General features: G+C 70.7%; 21 protein-coding genes and 1 pseudogene. 4 read left to right on the top strand and 18 right to left on the bottom strand.

The genetic code is table 11. The annotated features are described in order from the left end of the window. Positions 1-101: 101 nt before the first annotated feature. The 5 genes and pseudogenes from OG953_RS30930 to OG953_RS30950 all read right to left on the bottom strand — a co-directional run. A complete protein-coding gene (locus OG953_RS30930) occupies positions 102-2360 on the bottom strand; it encodes an alpha-L-fucosidase (protein WP_405688448.1) in 2259 nt (752 codons plus the stop codon). Between the two features lie 16 nt (positions 2361-2376). Then, the gene (locus tag OG953_RS30935; protein ID WP_405688451.1) at positions 2377-2886 is read right to left on the bottom strand and encodes a LamG domain-containing protein; all 510 of its coding nucleotides are present in this window, start codon (positions 2884-2886) and stop codon (positions 2377-2379) included. 250 nt (positions 2887-3136) lie between these two features. After that, the gene (locus OG953_RS30940) at positions 3137-4450 is read right to left on the bottom strand and encodes an NAD(P)/FAD-dependent oxidoreductase (protein ID WP_405688454.1); all 1314 of its coding nucleotides are present in this window, start codon (positions 4448-4450) and stop codon (positions 3137-3139) included. 170 nt (positions 4451-4620) lie between these two features. Then, positions 4621-5520, bottom strand: a complete 900-nt coding sequence (locus OG953_RS30945) for a TIGR01777 family oxidoreductase (protein ID WP_405692159.1) — start codon at positions 5518-5520, stop codon at positions 4621-4623. 267 nt (positions 5521-5787) lie between these two features. After that, positions 5788-5958: pseudogene (locus OG953_RS30950) on the bottom strand (FCD domain-containing protein); the annotation flags it as partial. A 101-nt stretch (positions 5959-6059) separates the two neighbouring features. Between OG953_RS30950 and OG953_RS30955 the strand changes: the two are divergent. After that, positions 6060-6578 (top strand): GNAT family N-acetyltransferase, encoded by a 519-nt coding sequence (locus OG953_RS30955; RefSeq protein WP_405688457.1) that lies wholly within the window; start codon positions 6060-6062, stop codon positions 6576-6578. 15 nt (positions 6579-6593) lie between these two features. Here OG953_RS30955 and OG953_RS30960 read toward each other — a convergent pair whose 3' ends face one another. Beyond that, positions 6594-7229, bottom strand: a complete 636-nt coding sequence (locus tag OG953_RS30960; RefSeq protein ID WP_405688459.1) for a TetR family transcriptional regulator — start codon at positions 7227-7229, stop codon at positions 6594-6596. 146 nt (positions 7230-7375) lie between these two features. On the opposite strand from OG953_RS30960, the gene OG953_RS30965 reads away from it, so the two are divergent. Continuing rightward, positions 7376-8146 carry an SDR family NAD(P)-dependent oxidoreductase gene (locus OG953_RS30965; RefSeq protein WP_405688461.1) on the top strand — a complete coding sequence of 257 codons (771 nt, stop codon included), beginning with the start codon at positions 7376-7378 and terminating at the stop codon, positions 8144-8146. Between the two features lie 25 nt (positions 8147-8171). Here OG953_RS30965 and OG953_RS30970 read toward each other — a convergent pair whose 3' ends face one another. The 7 genes from OG953_RS30970 to OG953_RS31000 form a co-directional block, all read right to left on the bottom strand. Further along, complete coding sequence (locus OG953_RS30970) at positions 8172-8693, bottom strand: DUF4240 domain-containing protein (protein WP_405692161.1); 522 nt, start codon at positions 8691-8693, stop codon at positions 8172-8174. 61 nt (positions 8694-8754) lie between these two features. Further along, complete coding sequence (locus OG953_RS30975; RefSeq protein ID WP_405688463.1) at positions 8755-9726, bottom strand: helix-turn-helix transcriptional regulator; 972 nt, start codon at positions 9724-9726, stop codon at positions 8755-8757. A 192-nt stretch (positions 9727-9918) separates the two neighbouring features. Beyond that, positions 9919-12588 carry a pyruvate dehydrogenase (acetyl-transferring), homodimeric type gene (gene aceE, locus OG953_RS30980; RefSeq protein WP_405688465.1) on the bottom strand — a complete coding sequence of 890 codons (2670 nt, stop codon included), beginning with the start codon at positions 12586-12588 and terminating at the stop codon, positions 9919-9921. A gap of 257 nt (positions 12589-12845) precedes the next feature. Next, positions 12846-13469, bottom strand: coding sequence for a GntR family transcriptional regulator (locus OG953_RS30985; protein ID WP_093895367.1), 624 nt, complete (start codon positions 13467-13469; stop codon positions 12846-12848). Positions 13470-13616: 147 nt separating this feature from the next. Next, positions 13617-15437 (bottom strand): 2-oxoglutarate dehydrogenase, E2 component, dihydrolipoamide succinyltransferase, encoded by a 1821-nt coding sequence (sucB, locus tag OG953_RS30990; RefSeq protein ID WP_405688467.1) that lies wholly within the window; start codon positions 15435-15437, stop codon positions 13617-13619. A gap of 61 nt (positions 15438-15498) precedes the next feature. Continuing rightward, on the bottom strand, positions 15499-16887 hold the full coding sequence (lpdA, locus tag OG953_RS30995; RefSeq protein ID WP_405688469.1) for a dihydrolipoyl dehydrogenase: 1389 nt from the start codon (positions 16885-16887) through the stop codon (positions 15499-15501). A gap of 383 nt (positions 16888-17270) precedes the next feature. Further along, on the bottom strand, positions 17271-18827 hold the full coding sequence (locus tag OG953_RS31000) for a leucyl aminopeptidase (protein WP_405688471.1): 1557 nt from the start codon (positions 18825-18827) through the stop codon (positions 17271-17273). A 248-nt stretch (positions 18828-19075) separates the two neighbouring features. On the opposite strand from OG953_RS31000, the gene OG953_RS31005 reads away from it, so the two are divergent. After that, complete coding sequence (locus tag OG953_RS31005; RefSeq protein ID WP_405688473.1) at positions 19076-19903, top strand: endo alpha-1,4 polygalactosaminidase; 828 nt, start codon at positions 19076-19078, stop codon at positions 19901-19903. Here the strand turns inward: OG953_RS31005 and OG953_RS31010 are convergent. Further along, a complete protein-coding gene (locus OG953_RS31010) occupies positions 19900-20679 on the bottom strand; it encodes an adenosylcobinamide-GDP ribazoletransferase (RefSeq protein ID WP_405688474.1) in 780 nt (259 codons plus the stop codon). The two genes, OG953_RS31005 and OG953_RS31010, sit on opposite strands and share 4 nt — an antisense overlap. Positions 20680-20767: 88 nt before the next feature. Here OG953_RS31010 and OG953_RS31015 point away from each other — a divergent pair, with 88 nt between their 5' ends. After that, positions 20768-21529 carry a hypothetical protein gene (locus OG953_RS31015; RefSeq protein WP_266361871.1) on the top strand — a complete coding sequence of 254 codons (762 nt, stop codon included), beginning with the start codon at positions 20768-20770 and terminating at the stop codon, positions 21527-21529. On the opposite strand, the gene OG953_RS31020 is transcribed toward OG953_RS31015, so the two are convergent. From OG953_RS31020 to OG953_RS31035, 4 genes are all read right to left on the bottom strand, one after another. Beyond that, positions 21430-22200 (bottom strand): hypothetical protein, encoded by a 771-nt coding sequence (locus tag OG953_RS31020; protein WP_405688477.1) that lies wholly within the window; start codon positions 22198-22200, stop codon positions 21430-21432. The two genes, OG953_RS31015 and OG953_RS31020, sit on opposite strands and share 100 nt — an antisense overlap. After that, positions 22197-24002 carry a phosphatidylglycerol lysyltransferase domain-containing protein gene (locus OG953_RS31025; protein ID WP_405688479.1) on the bottom strand — a complete coding sequence of 602 codons (1806 nt, stop codon included), beginning with the start codon at positions 24000-24002 and terminating at the stop codon, positions 22197-22199. The genes OG953_RS31020 and OG953_RS31025 overlap by 4 nt, the downstream gene beginning before the upstream one ends. An 84-nt stretch (positions 24003-24086) precedes the next feature. Next, positions 24087-25199, bottom strand: a complete 1113-nt coding sequence (gene cobT / locus OG953_RS31030) for a nicotinate-nucleotide--dimethylbenzimidazole phosphoribosyltransferase (protein ID WP_405688481.1) — start codon at positions 25197-25199, stop codon at positions 24087-24089. A 94-nt stretch (positions 25200-25293) separates the two neighbouring features. Next, entirely contained in the window at positions 25294-26133 is an 840-nt protein-coding gene (locus OG953_RS31035; RefSeq protein ID WP_405688483.1) for a class I SAM-dependent methyltransferase, read from the bottom strand. Between the last annotated feature and the right edge of the window lie 2 nt (positions 26134-26135).

The following is a 26135-nucleotide window of genomic DNA, read 5'->3' on the forward strand; positions in this document are numbered from 1 at the left end:
GACCACGGGTGACTCCTCCGCGTGACTCTTCCGCGCGGCAGCACGGGTGGTGGCCCGGACCGGGAGCGATCGGTCCGGGCCACCCGTTCGGCGGGGCTCTCTCAGTGCCCGTGTACCTCGACCTCCGCCAGCGACAGCGGGTCGGTGCCGGACGTCAGCTGCACGCGGACGTACCTGCCCCAGGTGCCCGCCGGGAGCTGCACGGTGGACGGCCGTCCGGCCTGGCCGGTGACATGCACCGCCGTCACACCGGGGGCGGTCCGTGCGTCATCGAGTCCGTCGGCCGTGATCGGGGTGTCCGAGGTCAGGACCCAGAAGTCCTTGAGCCGGTCGGAGCAGCAGTCGGTGCGATTCCAGATGTCGACTGCGGACAGTGACTTCGAGGCGCCCAGGTCGACCTGCCACCATGCCTGCGACGAGGGCTCCGCGGTGTGGGTCACCGAGCCCGACCCGAAGGAGCCGTCGGTGTTCCCGTCGACGGCGCGGGAGGCAGGGGCGTCCCACGCGGTGCTCTTCTGGGTGGCCGGCTTGTTCCGGGCGAGGTTCTCCGGGGCCACCCTGACCTTGACCGCCGTGGTGGTCGTGAGACGGCCGTGGCGCAGGGTGATGTCCAGTGTGTACGTACCGGGGGCCGCGGAAGCGGGCGGCGTCACGGTGAACGGGACCTTCGCGTCCGCGCCCGGCGCCAGCGGGTTCACCCGGGTGGCCGCCGGGGTGACGGTCCAGCCCTCGGGTCCGGACAGCCCGACCCCGGTCCCGGATGCGCGCGTGCGGGCGGTGTTGGTGAGGGTCAGGGTGCCGTCGGCGGCGCGTTCGGGGTTGAGCTCCTTCGGTAGCTCGGTCCTCGTGCGGACGAGGGTGTTCACGCCCGGAGTGGTGACCTTGAAGACGTACGCGCTCGTGCTCCCGGTGGCCGACGCCCCGTCCTTCGGCGTCTCGACGATCACGCGGCCTGCGGAGTCCTTGTGCCAGGGCAGTGCGCCGCCGTCCGAACCGAGCAGAGTGATACGGGAGTCGGCGGCGACGGGCGTGTCGGCACCGAGGGTGAGTTCGGCGCCGGGCCACTCCAGCGCGGTCGCGTACAGCGTGCCGTCCTTCACCGTGTAGCGGATCTTGTCGTCGCTGGACGGCTCCTCGGCGTGGTGCCAGTAGGTCGTCCCGTAGATCGCCTCGCCGTTGATCTTCAGCCAGGCTCCGATGTCGAGCAGTCGCTGCTGCTGGATCTCGGGGATGGTGCCGTCGGCGCGCGGGCCGATGTCGAGCAGCAGGTTGCCGTTCTTGCTGACGATGTCGGTGAGCGAGTCGATCAGCTGGTCGGAGGTGAGGTGGTCCTCCTCGGGCTCGTTCTGGTTGTAGCCGTACGAGTGCGCGATGCCCCGGCTCGCCTCCCACTTGTTCGGGTCGATGTCCGGCTTGACCGTGTACTCGGGTGTCTGGAAGTCGAGTTCCTTGCTGTCCAGCGCACCGGTCTCGATCTTGCAGCGGTTGGCGACCGCGACTTCCTTCGGGTGCGCCCGGTTCTTCGCGCGGTTGTAGTAGTCGGCGATGACGGGCGCGGTCTTCCAGTACGAGGCGGGTTTGTCCCACTGCCCGTCGCACCAGATGATGTCGGGATCGTACTGATCGACCAGCTCGTTCAGTTGCGGCACCATGTAGTCGCCGACGTAGTCCTTGACCGACGGGGCGCCGGTGTACGGGACTTCGGCGCCGGTGTACGGGTTGCGGACGGGGCTGCCGGTGTACGACGGGTTGTACCACTCGTACAACGAGTAGTAGAAGCCTGCCTTCAGTTGCCCGCCCTCGGTGTCCTTGCGCGCCGCCTTGAACAGGTCGCCCGCCAGGTCGCGCTTCGGGCCGAGGTCCACGGTGTCGCGGCCGCTGACCTTGCTGTCGAACAGGGCGACGCCTTCATGGTGCTTGGAGGTCAGCACGAAGTATTTGGCACCGGCGTCCTTGAACAGCTTCACCCAGGCGTCCGGGTCGTACTTCTCGGCCTTCCACCGGCCGATGAAGTCGTCGTAGTTCGCGGCCGTTCCGTAGGTGTCCTTCTGGTGGGTGTTGGTGGCGCTGCCCTTGCTGTTCATGTAGTTCCAGTACCACTCGGCGTAGCTGCCGCGCGGGCCCCAGGCGGGTACCGAATAGGCGCCCCAGTGGATGAAGATGCCGAACTTGTCGTCGTTGAACCACGACGGCGTGGGGTGGCTGTCGAGGGATTCCACCGTCGGCTCGTAGTCCTTCGACGGGGGTTCGGGGGCGGCGGAGGCCGGGGTGGTCAGGAGGCCGGCGAGGGCCGCCAGGGCTGTCGCTCCGACGAGTCTGGTACGGGTACGGGTACGGGCATGGGTGCGGGTGCGGGTCACTGCGGGTTCCTTCCGGTCAGCGGTCGTCGTGCGCGTAGTCGGCCTGGACTTGTTCGGGGCTCAACGCCTCGTCCCAGGTGGTGACTTCGTCGAGATCTCCGCGCAGCCCGGCCTTCTCGGTGCCGATCGAGCGCAGCGGGAGCGGAATGGACGCGTCGACCGTGCCGACGCGCTCGCCGTTCGCGTACAGGGTGGTGCGGCCCGGCTCGGTGACCCAGGTCAGCTGGACCCACTGGTTCAGCGGCAGGGTGTAGTCGAAGCTGTGGTCGGCCGCGCCGTAGAGGGTGAAGCCGACCTTGCCGGTGCCCCACTGCTGGAGTTTGAGCGCGCCGACCTTCGAGCCGAGCAGCACTTGGTCACTGGTCCTGCCGGTCGTCCTGACCCAGCCGGAGACGGTCCACGGTTCGGCCGGGTCGAGGCCGCCGAGGCCGGTCCACCGGGTCGGTCCGGGAACAACGGGAGGCCCTGGTGCGGCTGCTGTGGCGCTTGCGTTCGACGCGGGTTCGTCCGGAGGCTCGTTTGCCACCGCGACGGGAGATATAGATCCGATGACTAGGGTTATGAGGAGCGGCAGAACGGGCAGGACTCGGCGCACTACGGTCTCCTGAAGTCCGGTTTCGCCAGGACCGTAGCGGTAGATGTGTTGCACGACAAGGGTGTTTGCGGGAGTGGTGTGGACCACTCTCGAAAGCGGGAGGTGGGGTGAGAGATCCGATCTGTAAGGAGCGCTGGGGGTTGGGGCCGGCCTGACCGGGGCAGGATGCGCGCGGGCGGACTCAGGCCGCTTCGCGCAGCTCCGTCTCCAGGTGGCCGGGCCGGATGCCCAGATCGCCGAGGATGGCGTGCGCCGCGCGGCGGCCTGAGAACAGGGCGCCCTGCACCGTGCTCGTGTCCCGGTGGTCGCCGCACACGTACAGCCCGGCGAGCAGCCGGACCGGGCGGCGCAGATCGTGCGGGGGTGGCATGGCGGGGACCGCCTCCGGGTCGTGGTGGGCGCAGAGGAGTTCCCAGTCGTCCGTGGGGGTGCCGTACAGCGCGGCGAGATGGGCGAGGACCGACCGGTCGAGGTCGGGTGGCGGGGTGCCGAGCACCGTCGATGTGATCAGGGTCCGGCCGTGCGGGGCGCGCGAGGGGTCGACCTCGCTCATCACGCAGGTGTGGGCGACCGGGCCCGAGCGGTCGGCGTCCAGCAGCAGTGAGGCGCCGGTCGGCGGGGGAGCGGGGGCGGTGTGGTGCAGGACCGTCACCGGATGGAAGGGCGGCACCCGCAGGCCGGGGAGCAGCTCGGCCGCGGCGCTCGCGCCGGTGGCCAGCAGCAGGGAACGGCAGCCCAGTTCACCGTGTTCCTTGGTGCGTACGGAGGTGATGTCGGCGGCGGTGACATGGACCCCCGTCCGCACGGTGCCGGGCGGCAGGGCCGCCGCCAGCAGGTCGGGCAGCGTGGCCGAACCGCCGGACGGTACGCACAGCCGGCCGCGTGCGTAGCCGCGCAGGGCGAGATCGGCGCAGCGGCTCGATGTGGTGAGCCCGGGGTCGCTGAGCAGCGCGGTGAGCAGCGGGCGCAGAAAGCCGTTGACGGTACGGGACGGCAGGCCGCGGCTGGACAGGGCGGCGAGCGCGGTCCGCTCCGGCCGGGCCAGGATGCGGGACACCGGGGTGGTGGCGAGCCGGGCCAGGGCGGCGCCGAGCCGGGCCTGGTCGATCGGCCCGCCCATCGGCGGGCGAGGGGCGCTCGCCAGGGCGCGTGCCGCCTTGAGTGCGCCCCGTGCGCTCCGTGTGTGCCGCACGTCGCCGGTCCGGTACTGGCGGCCCTCGCTGTGGACGAGCACCCCCGGCGCGAAGTTCCGCAGCGCGAGCCCTTCGAGACCTGGCGTCGTGCGCAGTTCCGGATACGAGGTGCTGAGAAGCGGGCCGAGGTGGTCGAGCCGGAACCCGTCCACCTCCTCGGTGGTCATCCGGCCGCCGACGCGTGGGCCGGCCTCCAGAACGCTGACGCTGACCCCTGCACTGGTCAATTGATGGGCTGCTGACAGGCCGGCGATCCCGGCACCGATGATGACGACGTCCGCGTGGTGTGCCGTGCTGAGCACGTGCCCCTCCCCGAGTCGGCGCAACTGCTGGGAGGCTCTTGCCCCCGACAGGCCCCCGGAATGACCGAGTTCGCCACGAGGCTAGGAGGGGTCCGGTTCGGGCACAGTCGCGCGCGGCCCGGGGCACCGTTGCACGGGGTCGCACATCCGTGTGATTCGACCGTTCGTGGTCAGCGCAGCGCCGCGCGAATGGCGCCGTCGATGCCGGGGAAGGCGAAGGTGAACCCCGAGTCCAGCAGCCGTGCGGGCAGCACCCGTTGGCTGCCCAGCACGTCCTCCGCGAAGTCCCCGAGGGCGATCCGGAGCGCGGGTGCCGGGACGGTGAACAGCGTCGGACGGTGCAGCACGCGCCCCATCGCGGCTGTCACCTCGCCGTTGGTCACGGGGTCGGGGCCGGTCAGGTTCACCGGTCCGGACAGCGACTGCGTGTCGAGGAGGTGCCGCAGGGCCGCGATGTGGTCGTGCAGCGCGATGAAGCTCCAGTACTGGCGCCCGTTGCCGATCCGCCCGCCGAGCCCCGCCCGGAACAGTGGGAACAGCCGCCCCCAGGCCCCGCCCTCCCGGGCGACGACCAGACCCGTGCGCGCGTACACCGTCCGGATACCTGCCGCTTCCGCCGGGGCCGCGGCAGCCTCCCAGTCCACGCAGACGGACGGCAGGAAGCCCGTGCCGTGCGGCGCGCTCTCGTCGACCGCGAGGTCCCCGGTGTCGCCGTAGTAGCCGATGGCCGACCCGCACAGCAGCACCTTCGGCGGTACATCGAGGGAGGCCACCGCCTCGGTGATCGCCGCTGTGCCCAGCACCCGGCTGTCCCGGATCTCTTGCTTGTACTCTTCCGTCCAGCGGTGGTCGCCGACCCCGGCGCCGGCGAGATGGACGACGGCGTCGCAGCCGACCAGGCCCGCCCCGTCGACGTAACCCCGCTTCGGGTCCCACTCGACCTCGTCCCCGGCGCGCGCCGGGTGCCGGACCAGGCGCACGACCTTGTGCCCGTCGGCCCGCAGCGAGCGCACCAGCGCGGCTCCGATGAGTCCGGTGGATCCGGTGACAGCGATACGGGAGTACACCATGGCCCCATCCTGCCGCAGCGGCGCAGGGGGCGCCTCGCCCGTACCGTCCGAATCACTCGAACAGCAGTTGTAGGGCGACATCCCGGTAGTGGCGCACATGCCGCAGGGCGCAGAGCGCCGCTGCCTCGCTGTCCGCCGCGGTGATGGCGGCGGACAGCAGCCGGTGCTCCTCCCGGAGCGGTCCCGGGTCGTCGATCTGCTGGAACAGCCGGTGCAGCCGCCCCTCCAGCGACTCCGGGGTGGTGGCCGGCAGCTCATGCCGGACAGCTCGACGATGTGGTGGTGGAAGGCGGCGTCGGCCCGCGAGATGCGTTCCGGTCCGCCGGACAGGGTGGCCCGGCGTGCCGTTTCCAACAGGGCTGCCGGTTGCTGCAGTTGGCTGTCGGTGGCTCGTTCGACGGCGGGCCGGACCGCGAGCACCTCCAGCGCCTCGCGCATGTCGAAGAGATTCTTTCCGCCGTCGCCTCCCGTTCGGCTCCGCCGAGCGCCCGGCAGATATGCGATGACGCGACCGGGCGGGTCGTGGCACAGTGGCGCCCATGCCCAAGATCCACATCCGCCCCGTCCGCCTTGCCGTGCTCTCCGACGACACCGCTCTCGGGGAGCTCGACCGGGCCACGTGGTCGACCCTCCACGCCGTAACACCGCGGCCGCACCCGCCGTACGAACCGTTCTTCGACGACCGCAACCGGCCCGAGCACCTGCTCGTGGCCGAGGCGGAGGACCTGGCGGGTGAGATACGCATCGCCGGCTACATCCGGGCCGACGTGCCGACCCCTCTCGCCTGCAACACGCATGTGCGCCAGATACAGGGCCTCGCCGTGGCCGACTGGGCGCGCGGCCGCGGAATCGCCAGGGCCCTGCTGAGGGCGGCGTTCGCGGCGGCGCGGAGTGACGGGGCGAACCGGATGACGCTGCGGGTGCTCGGGCACAACGCACCCGCGCGGGCGCTGTACGAGTCGGAGGGGTTCGTCGTCGAGGGTGTGCTGCCCGGCGAGTTCTTCCTGGGCGGGCGTTACGTCGACGACGTCATGATGGGCCGCTCGCTGGCGCCGTGACCCCTTGTTTCCTGCTCAGCCCTTGAACAGCCGCATGCCACCCATGAGTTCATGGAGGCAGCGCACCGCCAGATCGGAAGGTGAGCCGGGCCCGCTCGTCGGCGCGTCCGTCTCCGCCCAGGCTTCCAGCGCGACGCGCACCGCGTCCGTGGCGGCGGCTGCGGCGAGCCGGATCTCCAGCGGGTCCGCCCCGTCGCCCGCCAGCCGGGTCAGCACCGGCAGCAGCCGTTCCTCCGAATCCTGATTGACCCGGTACCAGACGGCACGCAACGCCGGGTCCCCCACCGCCGCCCGCAGCAGCCCGCGCGTCCAGCCGAGCTGCTCGGCGGCGTCCGCGCCCGGCACCCGGAGCGCCTCGGTGACCGCCTGCTCCAGCACCCCGGCGAGCGCCTCCCCCGGCTCGGCCGCCTCCAACAGCGCCCGCCAGCGCTCGGCGCCGCCGGAGAGCAGTGGGCCCACCGCGTCCTGCTTGGAGCGGAAGTACCGGTAGAAGGTACGCAGAGCGACGCCCGCCCGATGGGCGATGTCCTCCGCCGTGGTGTCCTCGGGTCCGCGCTCGGCGAAGAGCGCGGCGGCGGCGCGCGCGATGTCCAGCTGGGTTGCGGCCTTACGGCGTTCGGTGAGGGACGGCTGACTCGGCTTGGGGCTCATTCCCAGGAGATTACCCCGGCAGAGGAGAGGTGTGCATGAAATGACGTTGTGGCAAAACGTGCCACTTGGGCGTACGGTGGACATCGATCGAGGAAGTACCGAGACAGCCTCGGGACAGCAGTCACCGGGATCGGGAGAGAACAGACATGAACCGCTACGAAGGCCGCCGCGCACTCATCACCGGTGGTGGCTCCGGCATCGGCCAGGCCACCGTCCACCGTGTCCTCGCCGAGGGCGGCCGCGTCGTCGCGGCCGATGTCAACGAGACCGGGCTGAAGGCCACGTACGCGACAGCCGTGGCGAACGGCACCGCCGACCGCCTCACTACCCTCGTCCTCGACATCTCGGACGAGGCGGCCGTCCAGGCGGGCGTCGCCTCCGCCGTGGCCACCCTCGGGGGCCTCGACGTACTGGTCAACGCGGCCGGAATTCTGCGCTCCGAGCACACGCACAAGACGTCGCTGGAGTTCTTCAACAAGATCCTCGCGGTCAACCTCACGGGGACGTTCCTGATGATTCGTGAGGCGATACCGGCCCTGCTGGTGGGCGACAGGCCGGTCGTCGTGAACTTCTCCTCCACCTCGGCGAGCTTCGCGCACCCCTACATGTCGGCGTACGCGGCGAGCAAGGGCGGCGTCCAGTCGATGACGCACGCGCTGGCGAGCGAGTACAGCAAGCAGGGGCTGCGGGTCGTCGCCGTCGCGCCCGGCTCGATCTCCTCCGACATGACCAGCGGCAACGGCCCGGGGCTGCCCACCGATGCCGACATGTCGCTCTTCATGAAGCTGTCTCCGGCGCTCGGGGAGGGCTTCGCCAGCCCGGACACCGTCGCGGGCGTCGTCGCGATGCTCGGATCGCAGGACGGGGCGTTCATCACGGGTACGGAGATCCGGATCGACGGCGGAACCCACTTCTGACGGGGCGGCAGGGCCCCGGGCGCGTTCAGCCGGCTCCGAATCGCTCCCAGAGCGCGGGGAAGCGTTCCGCCAGGGCCGCGTCGTCCTCGAAACTGAAGGGGGTGCCCTCCGGCTCGGAGGCCTGGGGCGGCAGCCCGAGGTCCGGGGTGACCACGCCGGTGAGCTGCTCGTACGCCTCGTCGGCGGCATAGCCGAGATCCTCGGCGTCCCCGTCGATCTCCTCGTCGAAGTCGTCGAGGAGATCGGCGAGACTGTCCGGATCGTGCAGAGCGCCCTCGAAGATCTCCCGGCCCTGCCCGATCAGCCAGCAGCGGAAGAAGTCGAAGGCGTCGTCGCTCGCGCCGCCGAGCAGTACGGCGGCGGCGCCCCACACCTCCCATCGGTAGGCACGGTTGTAACGGGCCTCGAAGTGCCTGGCGAAATCCAGCACGGCTTCGGGATCGAGCCGCACCAGCCGTTCGACGAGCAGATCGGCCTGGTCCTCGGGGTCGCCCTCGGCGGCCTCGCGGGTGCTGTCGATGATCTCCCAGAACTCCGTCTCGTCCATCACGGGACAAGCATCGGCCTTGACGGCGGGCGACGCACGCGGACGCGGCGAAAAGAAGCCCTCAGCGATAGAGCTCGCGCAGGCGTTCGGCGGCTGCGGTGAAACGCGCCCGCAGGGCGGCCGGTTCGAGGACCTCCGACTCCGGCCCCAGGGCCATCAGTTGGCTGTACGCGACATCGAGGGACTCGACCGGCAGGGTGACGGTGAGCTGTCCCTGTGCGTCGGGCGGGCCGGCCGCTTCCAGCGCGTCATGGACCGCCGAACGGTCCATGGCGTACGGCAGTCGGCGTACACCCTTTTCCGTCACCCGTACCGTCACCTCGGTACGCAGGAGCGAGCGGGCGAACTGGGCGGCCCGTTCGTCCCAGAAGCCCGGAAGATCGAACTGCTCGTCGCGTTCGAACCGTTCATCCGACACCGAGACGGCCGAGAACCGGTCGATCCGGTACACCCGGAAGTCGTCCGCCACGCGGGCGCAGAGATACCAGACCCCGGCCTTCAGGACGAGTCCGTACGGGGCCAGCTCCCGCTCCACCTCGTCGTCCCGGCCGCTGCGGCGGTAGCGGGCCTGGACGATCCGGTCGTTCCAGACCGCCTCCGCGACGGCGGGCAGCAGTTCGGGGGTGACCGGCTCCTGGTACCAGCCGGGAGCGTCCAGGTGGAAGCGATGGGCGGCGCTGTCCGAGGCGTCGCGCAGGGACGGCAGCAGGGCCGCCGACACCTTGAGCCTGGCGGCGGACGCGGCGTCCTCCAGGCCCATCTCGCGCAGGGCGGACGGCAGTCCGGAGAGGAAGAGCGCCTCGGCCTCGTTACGGGCGAGTCCGGTGAGGTGCGTGCGGTACCCGCCGACCAGCCGGTAGCCCCCGGCCCGGCCCCGGTCCGCGTACACCGGGACGCCCGCTTCGGAGAGTGCCTGCGCGTCCCGGGTGACGGTCCGCTCGGACACCTCGAGCTCCTGGGCGAGCTCGGCGGCGGTCATGGCGGGGCGGGACTGCAGGAGCAGCACCATTTTGATGAGGCGGGCAGCACGCATGCGGCCATTGTGGCCGCGGTGCGCGGGCCCCGGCCCGCAGGCCCGGGGGTGGCCTCGATCCCCGGCCGGGCTCAAAAATGTCCTCGATCGCCGGACGGGCTTGATTTTCAAGCCCGTCCGGCGATCGAGGACGGAGCCTTTGCCGGACCGGGGGCGAGGCGGCGGCCGGGCGTACCCGGCCGCCTTCACGCGTCAGAGCCCGTACCGCTCCCGGGCCTCCTTGGCCGCGGACGCGGTCACCTCGCCGCGGCGGGCCAGCTGGGCCAGGGCCGCGACCGTGATCGACTGGGCGTCGACACCGAAGTGGCGGCGGGCCGCATCACGGGTGTCGGAGAGCCCGAAGCCGTCCGTGCCGAGCGAGGACCAGTCCTGCTCCACCCACTGGCTGATCTGGTCCGGGACCTGCCGCATCCAGTCGCTGACCGCGAGGACCGGACCCGGTGCGCCCTCCAGCGCCTGGGTCACGTACGGCACCCGCTGCTCACCGCGGAGCAGCGCCTCGTCGCACTCCAGCGCCTCACGGCGCAGTTCGCCCCACGAGGTGGCGGACCACACGTCGGCCGTCACACCCCAGTCCGCGGCCAGCAGTTCCTGCGCCTCCAGGGCCCAGTGGATCGCCGTACCGGAGGCCAGCAGCTGGACGCGCGGCGCGTCCGCCGTCGCGGGCGTGCCCTCCTTGAAGCGGTACAGGCCCTTGACGATGCCCTCCTCGATGCCTTCCGGCATCGCAGGCTGCGGCTTCGGCTCGTTGTAGACCGTCAGGTAGTAGAAGACGTTCTCGGCCTCGGGGCCGTACATCCGGCGCAGACCGTCCTTGACGATCACCGCGATCTCGTAAGCGAACGCCGGGTCGTAGTTGAGCGACGCGGGGTTCGTGGACGCGATCAGGTGCGAATGGCCGTCCGCGTGCTGGAGGCCCTCGCCGGTCAGCGTCGTCCGGCCGGCCGTGGCGCCGACGATGAAGCCCTTGCCGAGCTGGTCGGCGAGCTGCCACATCTGGTCGCCGGTCCGCTGCCAGCCGAACATCGAGTAGAAGATGTAGAAGGGGATCATCGTCTCGCCGTGCGTCGCGTACGACGTGGAGGCGGCGATGAAGTCGGCCATGGCCCCGGCCTCGGTGATCCCTTCGTTGAGGATCTGGCCGTCCTTGGCCTCCTTGTAGTACATCAGCTGGTCGCGGTCGACCGGCTCGTACGTCTGGCCCAGCGGGGAGTAGATGCCGGCCGAGGGGAACAGCGACTCCATGCCGAAGGTACGGGCCTCGTCCGGGACGATCGGCACCCAGCGCCTGCCGGTCTCCTTGTCCCGCATCAGGTCCTTGACCAGGCGCACGAACGCCATGGTGGTGGCCATCTCCTGCTTGCCGGACCCCTTCTTCAGCGCGGCGAACGCCCGCTCCTGGGGCTCGGGCAGCGCTACCGCGTGCACCCGGCGGGCCGGGGCGGGGCCGCCGAGCTCGGCGCGGCGCTCCTGGAGGTAACGGACCTCGGGGGAGTCGGCGCCGGGGTGGCCGTAGGGCACCAGCCCGTCCGCGAAGGCACTGTCGGGGATCGGGAGTCCGAGCAGCTCGCGCATGTCCTTGAACTCGTCGACGGACAGCTTCTTCATCTGGTGGTTGGCGTTCTTGGACTCGAAGCCCTTGCCGAGCGTGTAGCCCTTCACCGTCTGCGCGAGGATCACGGTCGGCGCGCCCTTGTGCTCAAGAGCCGCGCGGTAGGCCGCGTAGACCTTGCGGGCCTCGTGGCCGCCGCGGGAGGTGTAGAAGCACTCGGCGATCTTCGCGTCGGTGAGCAGCTTCGCCAGCTCGGCGAGCGCCGGCTCGGCGCCGAAGAAGTGCTCGCGGATGTACGCGACGTCACGGGTGGCGTACGTCTGGAACTGCGCGTCCGGGACCTCACGGAGCCGACGGACCAGCGCACCGGTGGTGTCCAGCCGGAACAGCTCGTCCCAGGCGTTGCCCCAGAGCGTCTTGATGACGTTCCAGCCGGCGCCGCGGAACGCGCCCTCCAGCTCCTGGACCACCCGGAAGTTGGCGCGGACCGGGCCGTCGAGGCGCTGCAGGTTGCAGTTGATGACGAAGGTCAGGTTGTCGAGCCGCTCACGCGCCGCGAGGGCGAGGGCTGCGGTCGACTCGGGCTCGTCCATCTCGCCGTCGCCGAGGAAGGCCCAGACGTGCGAGTTCGACGTGTCCTTGATGTTGCGGTTGGCCAGATAGCGGTTGAAGCGCGCCTGGTAGATCGCCGAGAGCGGGCCGAGGCCCATCGACACGGTGGGGAACTCCCACAGCCAGGGCAGCCGCCGCGGGTGCGGGTAGGACGGCAGACCGTCGCCGCCCGCCTCCTGGCGGAAGTTGTCGAGCTGCTGCTCGCCGAGCCGGCCGTCGAGGAAGGCGCGGGCGTAGATGCCGGGGGAGGCGTGGCCCTGGATGTAGAGCTGGTCGCCGGAGCCGTCCCCCTCCTTGCCGCGGAAGAAGTGGTTGAAGCCGGTCTCGTACAGCCAGGCGGCCGAGGCGAAGGTGGCGATGTGGCCGCCGACGCCGAGGCGGGAGCCACGGGTGACCATCGCGGCCGCGTTCCAGCGGTTCCAGGCGGTGATCCTGGACTCCATCTCCAGGTCGCCGTCGAACGCGGGCTCGGCGGCGGTCGGGATGGAGTTGACGTAATCGGTCTCCAGCAGCTTGGGCAGCGCGAGACCGGCGCCCTCGGCGTGCTGGAGCGAGCGGCGCATCAGGTACGCGGCGCGGTGCGGGCCCGCGGCCTTGGTGACGGCATCCAGGGAGGCCGCCCATTCGGCGGTCTCCTCGGGGTCACGGTCCGGGAGCTGGTCGAGCTCGCTCGGAAGCTTTCCTACGGGGTCGGTCATGATCGCCGCCTTCCGGAGTGGAGGGGGGTGGAGAAAGGCCCTGACTGGCAGGACAGGGCGATGGGGCCGGTGGGCCCGCGGAGTGAACTGTAAGTCGCCGATCGATGATCGATCAAAGGATGAACGGCAAAACTTCTCGATATGAAGAAATTGGCATTCGGTGCCGCGAAACGGGGCACGGAGTGACGGGATTTAATACGCATAAGGGGCGCTCGCCTGCACAGTCGAGCACCCCTCACGACAGATGCGTACGCTCCTCAGGCGCGCGGTGCGCAGCCGAGCACATGCGCCTTGACCAGCACACCGATGTCCGGGTCCTTCCGCAGGAACGCCTCGATGAGCGCCTCGTGTTCCTCCGCGTACGACTTCTGGACCGTGCCCAGCCACCGGATCGACAGGGCGGTGAACACCTCGATGCCCAGCCCCTCCCAGGTGTGCAGCAGCACGGCGTTCCCGGCGGCCCGCACCATCTCGCGGTGGAACCCCACGGTGTGCCGCACCTGCGCCTCACCGTCGGCCAGCCGGTCCGCCTCGTACAGCGCCGTCACATGCGGCGCGAGGCGCGAGCAGTCCTCGCCGAGGACCGGAGCCGCCAGCTCGGCCGCGATCTGCTCCAGACCGGCCCGTACCGGATAGCTCTCCTCCAGATCGGCCGCGGTGAGATTGCGGACCCGTACGCCCTTGTTGGGGGCCGACTCGATCAGCCGGAGCGTCTCCAGCTCCCGCAGCGCCTCGCGCACGGGCGTCTGGCTGACCTCCAGCTCGGTGGCGATCCGGCGCTCCACGATCCGCTCGCCCGGTTTCCATCGCCCGCTGACGATCCCGTCCACGATGTGCTCGCGGATCTGTTCGCGCAGCGAGTGGACGACGGGCGGGGTCATGAGGGGCTCCTTCGGGGCAAACCGGTGCTGTCTGCGCCATCACGGCTGCCGGGGCGACCGGTGGTGTCTAGACAATACGGCGGCGCCCCCGCCCGGAAGTGATCCGGACGGGGGCGCCGCTGGTGAGGCTGGTTACAACCGTGGTGCTCAGAGGCCGAGCTCGACCTCGAACTCACCGGCCTCCAGGATCGCCTTGACCGCGGTCAGGTAACGGGCGGCGTCCGCACCGTCCACCAGACGGTGGTCGTAGGAGAGCGAGAGGTACGTCATGTCCCGCACCGCGATCGTCTCGCCGAGGTCCGGGTGGTCGATGACCACCGGGCGGCGGACCGTGGCACCGATGCCCAGGATGGCTGCCTGGTTCGGGGGCACGATGACGGTGTCGAACAGCGCACCGCGCGAGCCGGTGTTGCTGATGGTGAAGGTGGCGCCGGACATGTCGTCCGGCGTCAGGCCGCCACCGCGGGCCTTCCCGGCCAGCTCGGCGGTCTTCTTCGAGATGCCGGCGATGTTCAGGTCGCCCGCACCCTTGATGACCGGGGTCATCAGACCCTTCTCGGCGTCCACGGCGATGCCGATGTTCTCCGAGTCGAAGTACGTGATGGTGCCCTCGTCCTCGTTGATCCGGGCGTTGATGACCGGGTGGGCCTTCAGCGCCTGGGCCGCCGCCTTCACGAAGAACGGCATCGGGGACAGCTTGACGCCCTCACGGGCGGCGAACGCGGCCTTCGCCTGGTTGCGCAGCTTCATCAGCTTCGTGATGTCGACCTCGAGGACCGAGGTCAGCTGGGCCTGCGAGTGCAGCGCCTTCATCATGTTGTCGCCGATGACCTTGCGCATGCGGGTCATCTTGACCGTCTGACCGCGCAGCGGGGAGGCCTCCAGCTTCGGCGCCTTCGAGGCTGCATGGCCTCCGGCAGTCGCAGCGGCGGCGGCCGGAGCCGGCGCAGCAGCGGCGGCCCTGGCGGCCTCCGCGGCGGCGACGACGTCCTGCTTGCGGATACGGCCACCGACGCCGGTGCCCTTGACCGCGCCCAGGTCGACGCCGTTCTCGGCGGCGAGCTTGCGGACCAGCGGCGTGACGTACGCGCCGTCGTCACCAAAGGTCGCGGCGGGGGCGACCGGGGTGACCGGAGCCGGCGCGGCAACCGGCGCCGGGGCGGCCGGGGCCGGAGCGGCGGGCGCCACAGGGGCCGGAGCGGCGACCGGGGCGGCGGGCGCCACAGGGGCCGGAGCCGGCGCGGGGGCGGCCGGAGCGACCGGTGCCGGTGCGGGGGCAGCGGCGGCCGGAGCCGGGGCGGCGACGGGCGCCGGAGCGACCGGTGCCGGGGCAGCCGCCGGAGCGGCACCGGCAGCACCGATGACGGCGAGCTTGGCGCCGACCTCGGCGGTCTCGTCCTCGGCGACGACGATCTCCAGCAGCACACCGGAAACCGGGGCCGGGATCTCGGTGTCGACCTTGTCCGTGGAGACCTCCAGGAGGGGCTCGTCCTCCGTGACCTCCTCGCCGACCTCCTTCAGCCAGCGGGTGACGGTGCCCTCGGTGACGCTCTCGCCGAGCGCCGGGAGGGTGACGTCGGTACCGGCGGCGCCACCGGCCGGTGCGGCGGCGGCCGGAGCCTCGGCCACGGGGGCCGGAGCAGCGGCAGCGGGGGCCTCGGCGACCGGCGCCGGGGCCGGGGCGGCCGCGGGCTCGGCGGCCGGGGCCGCAGCGGCGGCGGGCGCACCCGTGCCGTCTTCGATGACGGCCAGCTCGGCGCCGACCTCGACGGTCTCGTCCTCGGCGACCTTGATGGACGCGAGGATGCCGGCGGCGGGCGCCGGGATCTCGGTGTCGACCTTGTCGGTCGAAACCTCGAGCAACGGCTCGTCGGCCTCGACGCGCTCGCCCTCGGCCTTCAGCCAGCGGGTGACAGTGCCCTCGGTGACGCTCTCGCCGAGCGCCGGAAGGGTTACGGAAACCGACATGGTTTCAGTTGCTCCTTACGAAAGTGCGGAAGTAGGTCGGTCGTCGCGCCCGGTCGACTGATCAGTCGTGGGAGTGCAGGGGCTTGCCGGCCAGGGCCAGGTGGGCTTCGCCCATCGCCTCGTTCTGGGTCGGGTGGGCGTGGATGAGCTGCGCGACCTCGGCGGGCAGCGCCTCCCAGTTGTAGATCAGCTGGGCCTCGCCGACCTGCTCGCCCATACGGTCACCGACCATGTGGACGCCGACCACGGCACCGTCCTTGACCTGGACGAGCTTGATCTCGCCCGCGGTCTTGAGGATCTTGCTCTTGCCGTTGCCCGCAAGGTTGTACTTCAGAGCGACGACCTTGTCCGCGCCGTAGAGCTCCTTGGCCTTGGCCTCGGTGATGCCCACGGAGGCGACCTCGGGGTGGCAGTACGTCACCCGCGGGACACCGTCGTAGTCGATCGGAACGGTCTTCAGACCGGCCAGCCGCTCCGCCACCAGGATGCCCTCGGCGAAGCCGACGTGCGCGAGCTGGAGCGTCGGGGCCAGGTCACCCACGGCCGAGATGGTGGGCACGTTGGTCTGCATGTACTCGTCGACGAGGACGTAGCCGCGGTCCATCGCGACGCCGGCCTCCTCGTAGCCCAGCCCCTGCGAGACCGGGCCGCGGCCGATGGCGACCAGCAGCACCTCGGCCTCGAAGGTCTTGCCGTCGGCGAGGGTCACGCGGACGCCGTCCTGCGTGTACTCGGCGCTCTGGAAGAACGTACCGAGGTTGAACTTGATGCCGCGCTTGCGGAAGGCGCGCTCAAGAAGCTTCGAGCTGTTCTCGTCCTCGACCGGGACGAGGTGCTTCAGGCCCTCGATGATCGTGACGTCGGTGCCGAAGGACGTCCACGCCGAGGCGAACTCGACGCCGATGACGCCGCCGCCCAGCACGATCGCGGACTTCGGGACACGGTCCAGCTTCAGCGCGTGGTCCGAGGAGATGATGCGGTTGCCGTCGATCTCCAGACCCGGCAGCGACTTCGGCACGGAGCCGGTCGCGAGCAGCACGTGGCGGCCCTGGACACGCTGGCCGTTCACATCCACCGAGGTGGGGGAGGAGAGCCGTCCCTCACCCTCGATGTAGGTGACCTTGCGCGAGGCGATGAGACCTTGCAGACCCTTGTACAGGCCCGAGATCACGTCGTCCTTGTACTTGTGGACGGCCTCGATGTCGATGCCCTCGAAGGTGGCCCTGACACCGAACTGGTCGGCCTCGCGCGCCTGGTCGGCGATCTCGCCGGCGTGCAGCAGGGCCTTCGTGGGGATGCAACCGTTGTGCAGGCAGGTACCGCCGACCTTGCCCTTCTCGATCAGAGCGACGTCCAGGCCCAGCTGCGCTCCGCGCAGGGCCGCGGCGTAACCGCCGCTACCACCGCCGAGGATCACTAGGTCGAAAACGGTGCTGGCGTCGTTCGCCACGTCACGTCCTCCATGCATGTGCGCCGTACGCCGGGCCCCGTCGCTGGGGGATGACCGGCCGGTCGGCTGGTGTTCGGCCGCTTTTTTGTGTTCGGCCCTGTGGTGGGGGCCCTGTCCTGCCGAGAACCCATCTTCGCACTTGTTGACGGTGGGCGGGACGCGGGGCCCGGGTCTGAGACGGATGATCATCCGTCTCGGGTGATTACCGCTGCGTAGAAATAAAAAGATAGGCGCGCAGCGCGGCCTTGGAAGGGTGGTGGTGGGAAACGGGAGGGCCTACTGATTTCGTTGAGAGCGAAACCTGCCGGATCCGTGCTGCGATGCCACCGGGGGAACACATACGGCCCCGGACGTATGCCCGGGGCCGTATGTCGGCTGCGACCTCAGCCGAGGTCTCCGGCAGCGGTGCGCTCCGCCAGCTTCACCAGCGTGCGGACGGCGGAACCGGTGCCGCCCTTCGGCGTGTAGCCGTACGGCGCGCCCTCGTGGAAGGCCGGGCCCGCGATGTCCAGGTGCGCCCAGGCAATGCCCTCGCCCACGAACTCCTGCAGGAACAGACCGGCCACCAGGCCGCCGCCCATCCGCTCGCCCATGTTGGCGATGTCGGCGGTCGGGGAGTCCATCCCCTTGCGCAGGTCGGCGGGGAGCGGCATCGGCCAGGAAGCCTCGCCGACCTCCTCGGCGATCTCGTGGATGGAGGCACGGAAGGCGTCGTCGTTCGCCATGATGCCGAAGGTGCGGTTGCCCAGTGCCAGCACCATCGCGCCGGTCAGGGTCGCCACGTCGACGATCGCGTCCGGGTTCTCCTCGGAGGCGCGGGTCAGCGCGTCGGCGAGGACGAGCCGGCCCTCGGCGTCCGTGTTGAGGACCTCGACGGTCTTGCCGCTGTACATGCGCAGCACGTCACCGGGGCGGGTGGCGTTGCCGGACGGCATGTTCTCCGCGAGCGCCAGCCAGCCGGTGACATTGACCTGGAGGCCGAGACGGGCGGCCGCGACGACGGCTGCGAACACGGCGGCGGCGCCGCTCATGTCGCACTTCATCGTCTCGTTATGGCCGGCCGGCTTCAGCGAGATGCCGCCCGAGTCGTAGGTGATGCCCTTGCCTACCAGGGCCAGGGTCTTCTCCGCCTTCGGGTGCGTGTAGGCGAGCTTCACCAGACGCGGGCCGTGGGTCGAGCCCTGGCCGACGCCCAGCAGACCGCCGAAGCCGCCCTTGACGAGCGCCTTCTCGTCGAGGACCTGCACCTTGATGCCGTGCTCCTTGCCGGCGGCGGTGGCCACGGCGGCGAAGGACTCGGGGTACAGGTCGTTCGGCGGGGTGTTGATCAGGTCGCGGGCCCGGTTGATCTCCTCGACGACCGCGACGGCACGCTCGGCGGCCGCCTTGAACGCCTTGTCGCGCGGCTTGGCACCGAGCAGGGCGACCTCGCCGAGCGGCAGCTTCGCGCCGTTGCCGTTCTTCTTGTCCTTGGGCGCCAGCTTGTTCTCGCCGCCCTGGTACGCGGTGAAGGCGTACGCACCGAGGAGCGCGCCCTCGGCGATCGCCTCGGCGTCCTCGGCGGACTCGATGGGCAGCGCGAAGCCGGCCTTCTTCGAACCGCTCAGGGCACGGGCGGCCGAGCCCGCGGCCCGGCGCAGCACCTCGGCGTCGTACGCCGCGTCCTTCTCCGGGACGGAGCCGAGTCCGGCCGCGATGACGACCGGGGCCTTGAGGTCGGCGGGAGCGGGGAGCTTGGTCACCTCGCCCTCGGCACCTGTGGCGCCCAGGGCCTCCAGGACGGTGGCGAGCTTTCCGTCGAACGCCTTGTCCACGGCCTCGGCGCCCGGTGCGAGGACCAGGTCCCCAGACTTGGATCCAGCGCCCTTGGCGACGCCGACGACGAGTGCGTCGGCGCGCAGCGTCGCCGCACCGGCAGTGCTGAGAGTGAGAGCAGTCACGGTGGTGAAATCTCGCTTCCGTTGAGTTCGTTGTCGGTCGAGGGGTGGGCCGACCGTGCCCGGCGCATCGTAGACGCCGCCGCAATGTGCCGGGAATGAGCCTACGCGCGCCTTTGCTGCGGGATCACGTCGGCGGCCCGTTGTGGCGTCGATGCCTCGGTTCCGGGCGGCCGGGGCCGGAGCCGTGCAGCTGGAACGTGCCGTGGAAGTAGGGTCGTTGGTGGTGCCGGACCGACGGGGGGAGAACCATGCGCGCCTGTGGGGCTGCACGCGCGACCCGGCCGGGACCGGCGCTGGGCTCCCTACTGATTCTGCTGGTCCTGCTGGCCGGCTGCACCTCGGCGCCGGCACCCGCCGGCACGGCCCGTTGGCGGCCGGAGCCGGGCATCGGCTGGCAGTGGCAGCTCTCCGGCCGGCTGGACCCCACGGTGGACGTCCCGGTGTACGACATCGACGGTTTCGAGCACAAGGCTTCGGCCGTCGCCGACCTGCACCGCCGGGGCCGCAAGGTGATCTGCTACCTCTCCACCGGCGCCTGGGAGGAGTTCCGCCCGGACGCCGGGAAGTTCCCCGCCTCGGTACGGGGAAAGGGCAACGGCTGGGCGGGGGAGCGGTGGCTCGACATCCGCCGTACGGACGTCCTGGAGCCGCTGATGGAGGCGCGGATCGCGATGTGCGCGAAGAAGGGCTTCGACGCGGTGGAGCCCGACAACATGGACGGCTACCGAAACCGCACGGGCTTCCCGCTGACCGCCGCCGACCAGTTGCGCTACAACCGGCTCATCGCCCGTATCGCCCACCGCCATGGACTCGCCGTCGGCCTGAAGAACGACCTCGGTCAGATACCGGAGCTGGAGCCGGACTTCGACTTCGCGGTCAATGAGCAGTGCGCGCAGTACGGGGAGTGCGATGCCCTCACACCGTTCGTGAAGGCGGGCAAGGCCGTCTTCCATGTGGAGTACGAGCTGCCGGTCGCCCGGTTCTGCGCCGGGTCGAAGCGGCTCGGGCTCAGTTCACTGCGGAAGAAGTACGAGCTGGGCGTGTGGCGCCAGGAGTGCCCGAAGGCCCGCCCCTAACCGAGTGCCAGGACCACCAGGGCCGCCGTCGCCGCCGTCTCCGCCAGTGCGCCGAAGACATCGCCGGTCACCCCGCCGAAGCGCCGCACACAGTGCCGCAGCAGGAGTTGGGCGACGCCGAGGGCGGTCAGCGCGGCGAGGGCATGGTGCAGCGCCCCGTACCCGCCGAGGAGCGCACCGGCACCCGCACAGGCCGCGACCGTGACGGCCCCGACCGTCACCGCGGCCCGGACCGTGACCGTCCCCGCCACCGCCGCACCCAGCCCTTCCGGACGGGCAGCCGGTACGCCCTGACGGGAAGCCAGGGTGAGCGCCAGCCGGGCGGTCACCGCGGCGACGACCGCCGCCACCGCGCCGTGCGCCCAGCTCTGCCCGTAGAGCTGGTGGAGGACCGCGACCTGGGCCAGCAGCACGAACAGCAGGGTGATCACACCGAATGGCCCGATGTCCGACTGCTTCATGATCCGCAGGGCATCGTCGGCGGGCTTGCCGCTGCCCAGGCCGTCGGCGGTGTCCGCGAGACCGTCCAGATGCAGACCCCGGGTCAGTACCGCCGGTACGGCGGCGGAGGCGACCGCGGCGAGCAGTGGACCGGAGCCGAGCAGCAGCAACAGACAGCCGGGCACCGCTGCGAGCAGCCCCACGACGAGACCGGCTAGCGGCGCGCACAGCATCCCGGCGCGGGCGGCCTGGCGGTCCCAGCGGGTGACGCGGACGGGGAGCACGGTCAGGGTGCCGAAGGCGAAGCGCAGGCCATGGCTGTTCAGGGAAGTCACGGCGCGCAGGCTAATCGGTGTGACGGGCCGATAGATTGTGCAGAACACGGCAGATCGTGGCAAAAGCGGCTTATCGGGAGTGGGTGGCATGGGTCACTGGTTCGATCAGAACATCGTCGAGCCGGGAAAGCTGCCGCTGCTCCTCGCCCTGGCCGCCTTCGTGCTCACCTTCGCCATCACCCGGGTCATCACGCGGATGATCCGGGCCGGGAAGGGCCCGTTCCGCAACATCACGCCCGGCGGAGTGCATGTCCACCATGTGGTGCCCGGTGTGGTGCTGAGCGTCATCGGTGGCTTCGGGGCGGTCGCCAGTGGCCGCCAGGGTGTCACCGCGGGGGTCTGTGCGGTGATCTTCGGCATGGGTGCGGGTCTGGTGCTGGACGAGTTCGCCCTGATCCTCCACCTCGACGATGTGTACTGGACCGAGGAGGGCCGCCAGAGCGTGGAGGTCGTGGTCCTCACCGCGGCGCTGGTGCTGCTGGTCCTGGCCGGCTTCTCACCGCTCGGCGTGAACGAGCTGAGCAGTGACCAGCAGCAGGGCAGGCTCGGCGTCATCCTGACCCTGGTCGTCAACTTCTGCTTCGTGCTGATCGCCCTGTTCAAGGGCAAGGCGCGGCTCGCGGTCGTCGGCACCCTCGTCCCGTTCGTCGCGCTGATCGGGGCGATCCGGCTGGCCCGGCCGACCTCGATGTGGGCGAAGCGCTTCTACCGCAACCGCCACCGCGCCCGCGCCCGGGCGGTGCTGCGCGCCTACCACCACGATGTGCGCTGGGCGGGTCCGCGCCGCAGATTCCAGGACCTGATCGGCGGCGCACCGGACCGGGCTCCGGCCCCCGTACGCAAGCCCTGATCACGGCGGCGCGGATGCCGGTCCCGGCCGACCATGACGGCGCACAGCACGAGCACCGCGGCGATCGCCGCCAGATGCTCCTTGCCGGCCAGATTGTTCTTGAAGAGCACCTCGACGACCATCGCCACGACCACCAGCGCCCCGGTGAACCAGGCCCGGTAGACGCAGCACACATAGACGGCGACACCGACCACCGCCGCCGACGGACCGGTGTCGACGACCCGGGCGTCGGAGGCGGGCAGCCCGAACAGCCCGTCAGGACCGAGCGCGACACCGATCCGCGCGTACAGCGTCCCGGCCACCGTCGCGACGTGCGCGATCACGAGTGTGCGCCATCGGCCGAGGCAGATCTCGGCGCTCCCGAACACCACCAGGATCTGCACCAGCGCCCCCCACACCGGCAGATCCGGCGCCGGGACGAACAGCGACAACGGGGTACGCAGCAGGGCCTGCCACAACGGATCCTCGGCCCGCACCGCCCCGAGCTCGCGTACCACTCCGAAGCCCCACGACTGGTTCTGCACCGCATGGAGCAGCGCCGTCAGACAGACCGAGGTCAGCGTCATCGGGACAGCCCGCAGCCGGGAGGCGGCGAGCCCTGCGCGTACGGTCCCCGCGAGCGGACCCCACTCGCGGCGAGCCGCCCGGCCCAGCGCGCGTACGGGTCTCATCCACCGGCCCCGAGATGCGAGCGATGCATCCACTTGGGCAGACCGGGTGCCTCCAGGAACCCTTCGGCGCGGCCCGCGGCGAGGCCGATGCGCAGGAGGTCGGAGCTCTTCTCGAAGAGCATGAAGCGCGGCTCCCAGATCGGTCGGTACTTGGCGTTGGCGCGGTAGAGCGACTCGATCTGCCACCAGCGCGAGAAGAAGCTGAGCATGGAGCGCCACAGCCTCAGCACCGGTCCGGCGCCGAGCCGTGAACCCCGCTCGAAGACGGACCGGAACATCGCGAAGTTCAGTGAGACCTGGGTGATCCCGATCTCTTCGGCACGCTGCAGGAGTTCGATGACCATGAATTCCATCAGGCCGTTCTCGGCGTCCCGGTCACGGCGCATCAGGTCCAGCGAGAGGCCGTTCGGTCCCCATGGCACAAAGCTCAGTACGGCTCGCAACTCGCCGGGCCCGCCGCCCTCTTCGGTGGGCGCGTTGCGGCATTCGAGCATCACGCACTGCCCGTCGGCCGGATCGCCGAGCCGGCCCAGCGCCATCGAGAAGCCGCGTTCGGTCGGCCCGTCGCGCCAGTCGTCGGCGCGCCGCACCAGTTCGGCCATCTCGTCGTCGGGGATGTCGGCGTGCCGGCGCACGGTCACGTCGTACCCGGCGCGCCTGACCCGGTTGTACGCCTGGCGGACGGTCCGCATCGCGCGTCCTTCGAGGGTGAACTCGGCGGTCTCCACGATCGCTTCGTCGCCCAGTTCCAGGGCGTCGAGGCCGTGCCGCGCGTAGACGGTGCCGCCCTCCTCGCTCACGCCCATCACCGCCGGGATCCAGCCGTGCTCGCGGGCCTCGGCCAGCCACGGATCGATCGCTCCGGGCCAGGCCTCCGGGTCGCCGATGGGATCACCGGAGGCGAGCGAGACCCCGCCGACCACCCGGTAGGCGACGGCGGCCTTCCCGGTCGGTGACCAGATGACGCTCTTCTCCCGGCGCAGTGCGAAGTAGCCGAGCGAGTCGCGGTCGCCGTGCTTGTCGAGCAGCGCCCGCAGCCGGGCCTCGTCCTTCGGGGTGATCGGGTCGACGGCCCGGCGGGCCCGGAACGCCGCGTACACGACGGCGATCAGCAGCAGCGTGGAGAGGATGTTGATGGTGACATTGACCCAGCCGGGCGTGGTGATTCCGGGGAAATCGACATCGTTGGCGGCGACCGAGACCAGCCGCAGGGCGCCGTAGCGCCAGCGGTCCAGGAAGGACGAACGGTATTCGTCGTGCGCGGTGTTGGTGAGGGTGACCAGGCCCGCGGCGATCAGCGAGGTGACCAGCAGCCCGCCGGCCGCGACGACGGCGGCCAGTTTCGGATTGGACCGGTCGCCCTTCGCGTAGAACTCGCGCCGGCCGAGGACGAGCGCCAGGACGAAAGCGGCGGTCAGCGCCAGCGAGATCCAGTTCTGCGGGTACTGCCGGACCTCCGGGAACGGAATCACCAGGGCGAAGAGCAGCAGCAGAAGGCTGCTCACCACCATGTTCACGATCCACGCGGCCCGCTTGCGGCGGCGCATGGTCACCGCGAGGAAGAGCGCGACCACCCCGGAGGAGAAGCCCGCGGTGAGCAGGTACGGGGTGAAGTAGTTCGCGGTGTTGTGACGGCGCAGATCATTGCCGAGAGTGACCCAGACGGCGCTCAGGAAATTGATGAACGACACGACGCGCAGATACCAGATGGCGAACGCGGCGCTGCGGCGTGACCGGACGGTGCTCGGTGGTCGGGTGCTGCCCCGCCCGGATTCCTCGGTGGCCAATCGGACCTCTCCCATGAAAAGCGATCATATGGTGCATCGCGCTGCATGAGGAGACTGTGCTGCGGCCGGTGCTCGGCGGCCGCAGCACTGCAGGGTCCGTCAGCCGTCGGTCGCGTCGCCGTCCGCGTCGTTTCCGTCGGTTCCTTCGCCGGCGCCGTCCTTCTCGTCGGCGACGGGTGCACGCTCGGGCAGCTCCGCCGCCAGCGCGGCCGCGGCCCGGACAAGCGGAAGTGCGAGCAGTGCCCCACTTCCTTCGCCCACGATGACGCCGTGGTCCAGCAACGGGTTGAGTGCCATCCGGTCCAGCGCCTTGGCCTGCGCGGGCTCGCCGCTCGCCTGACCCGCCAGCCACCAGTCCGGCGCCCGGAAGGCCGCCCGCTGACCCACCAGCGCACAGGCCGACGAGACCACACCGTCCAGAATGACCGGCAGCCTGCGCACCGCGCACTGCAGCAGGAACCCGGTCATCGCCGCCAGGTCCGCACCGCCCACCGTGGCCAGCAGCTCCAGCTGATCACCGAGGACCGGCCTGGCCCGTCGCAGCGCGTCCCGGATCGCCGCACACTTGCGCATCCACGCCAGATCGTCGATCCCCGCACCGCCGCGCCCGGTGACCACCGAGGCGTCCGTGCCGCACAGCGCCGCGATCAGCGTGGCCGCGGCCGTCGTACCGCCGACGCTCAGATCGCCGAGCACCACCAGATCGGTGCCCGAGTCGGCCTCCTCGTCGGCGATCGCCATGCCGAGACGTACCGCCTGCTCGGCCTCCTCGGCCGTCAGCGCGTCCTCGATGTCGATCCGGCCGCACCCGCGCCGCACCCGGTGACGTACCACCGACTCGGGCAGCAGTTCGGGGTCGCAGTCCAGAGCGGCGTCGACGATCCGTACCGGTACGGAGAACTGGCGCGCCAGCACGGCGAGCGGAGTCGCACCCTCCAGCGTGGCCCGAACCAGCTCGTACGCAGTCCCGGCCGCGCGCCCGGAGACGCCCAGTTCGGCAACCCCGTGGTCACCGGCGAAGAGCACCACGCGCGGCTGCTCGATCGCCTTGACCGGTACGGACTGCTGGGCGGCCGAGAGCCATTCGCCCAGCTCGTCCAGGCGGCCGAGGGCGCCCGGGGGAACGACCAGGCGCTCCCGTCGTTCCTCGGCGTCGCGCCGTACGCCGCCGTCGGGGCGTTCGATCAGGTCGGAGAAGTCGTCCAGATTCACGGGGGTCTGCCTCGCGGGTCGATACGTGGAGTGGGCCGGTGAGCCCGGCGGCGGGCTCACTGCGGAACAGTACCGCCACGTTTCCGGCACCCGGTCAGTGCGAGGTTCTGCCCCCGAACCGCAGCTGCGTCATCGCGGGCGTCAGGGTCCGCAGCCCCGGGAGCAGCGACTGGATCCGGATCAGCTCGCCCATCGCGCCCCGCCCCCGCGGCAGCCGCAGCGCCCGCACCTCGGTGATCCCCGGGTGCGCACTGCGCAGCTTGTGCCGCTCGCCGGGGTTCATCGCCCAGCGCATCGGCGCAATGGTCATCCCGCCGACCTTCGACGCGCCGGCCACCGTGCCCCTGGCCGGCCAGCGCGCCATCGTGTCCAGTACGAGGATGCCGCCGGGCAGCCGTTCGGCACAGGCCGCCAGGATCCTCCGTACCTCCTTGGGGGGCAGATACATCAGCAGACCCTGCGTCGTGACGACAACACCGCGTCCCTCCGGGTCCTCGATCTCGTTCAGCCACGACAGATCGGTTGCCGAACGGGACAGGGTGCGCAGCCGGTCCGAGGCGGGCAGCAGCGCCCGGCGCAGCTCGGCGACCTCGGGCAGTTCCACGCTCAGCCAGTTCAGCCGGTCGTTGTCGACCCTCCAGAAGCCGGTCTCCAGACCGTCGCCGAGCGCGACCACAGTGGCCTGCGGCCGGTCGGCGAGATACCCCTGCACGGCCAGGTCGAAGCAGCGCGAGCGCAGCCCCTGGGCCTGTGAGTGGAACGCGTTCGGCCGCCCGAACCGTTCCTCGAAGGGGTAGTCCAGATCCTTCAGCAATCGGAGCGCCATCGGATCATCCAGCACGGGATAGGGCTGCCCGGCCTCGTACGCCCGGTTGTAGAGCGTCCACAACAAGGTCTCCGGGACCCCGTTCAGCATCGGTCGCACACGTGCCATGT

Origin of the sequence: Streptomyces sp. NBC_00057 (assembly GCF_045041165.1) — a bacterium.
Taxonomy (GTDB): Bacteria; Actinomycetota; Actinomycetes; order Streptomycetales; family Streptomycetaceae; genus Streptomyces.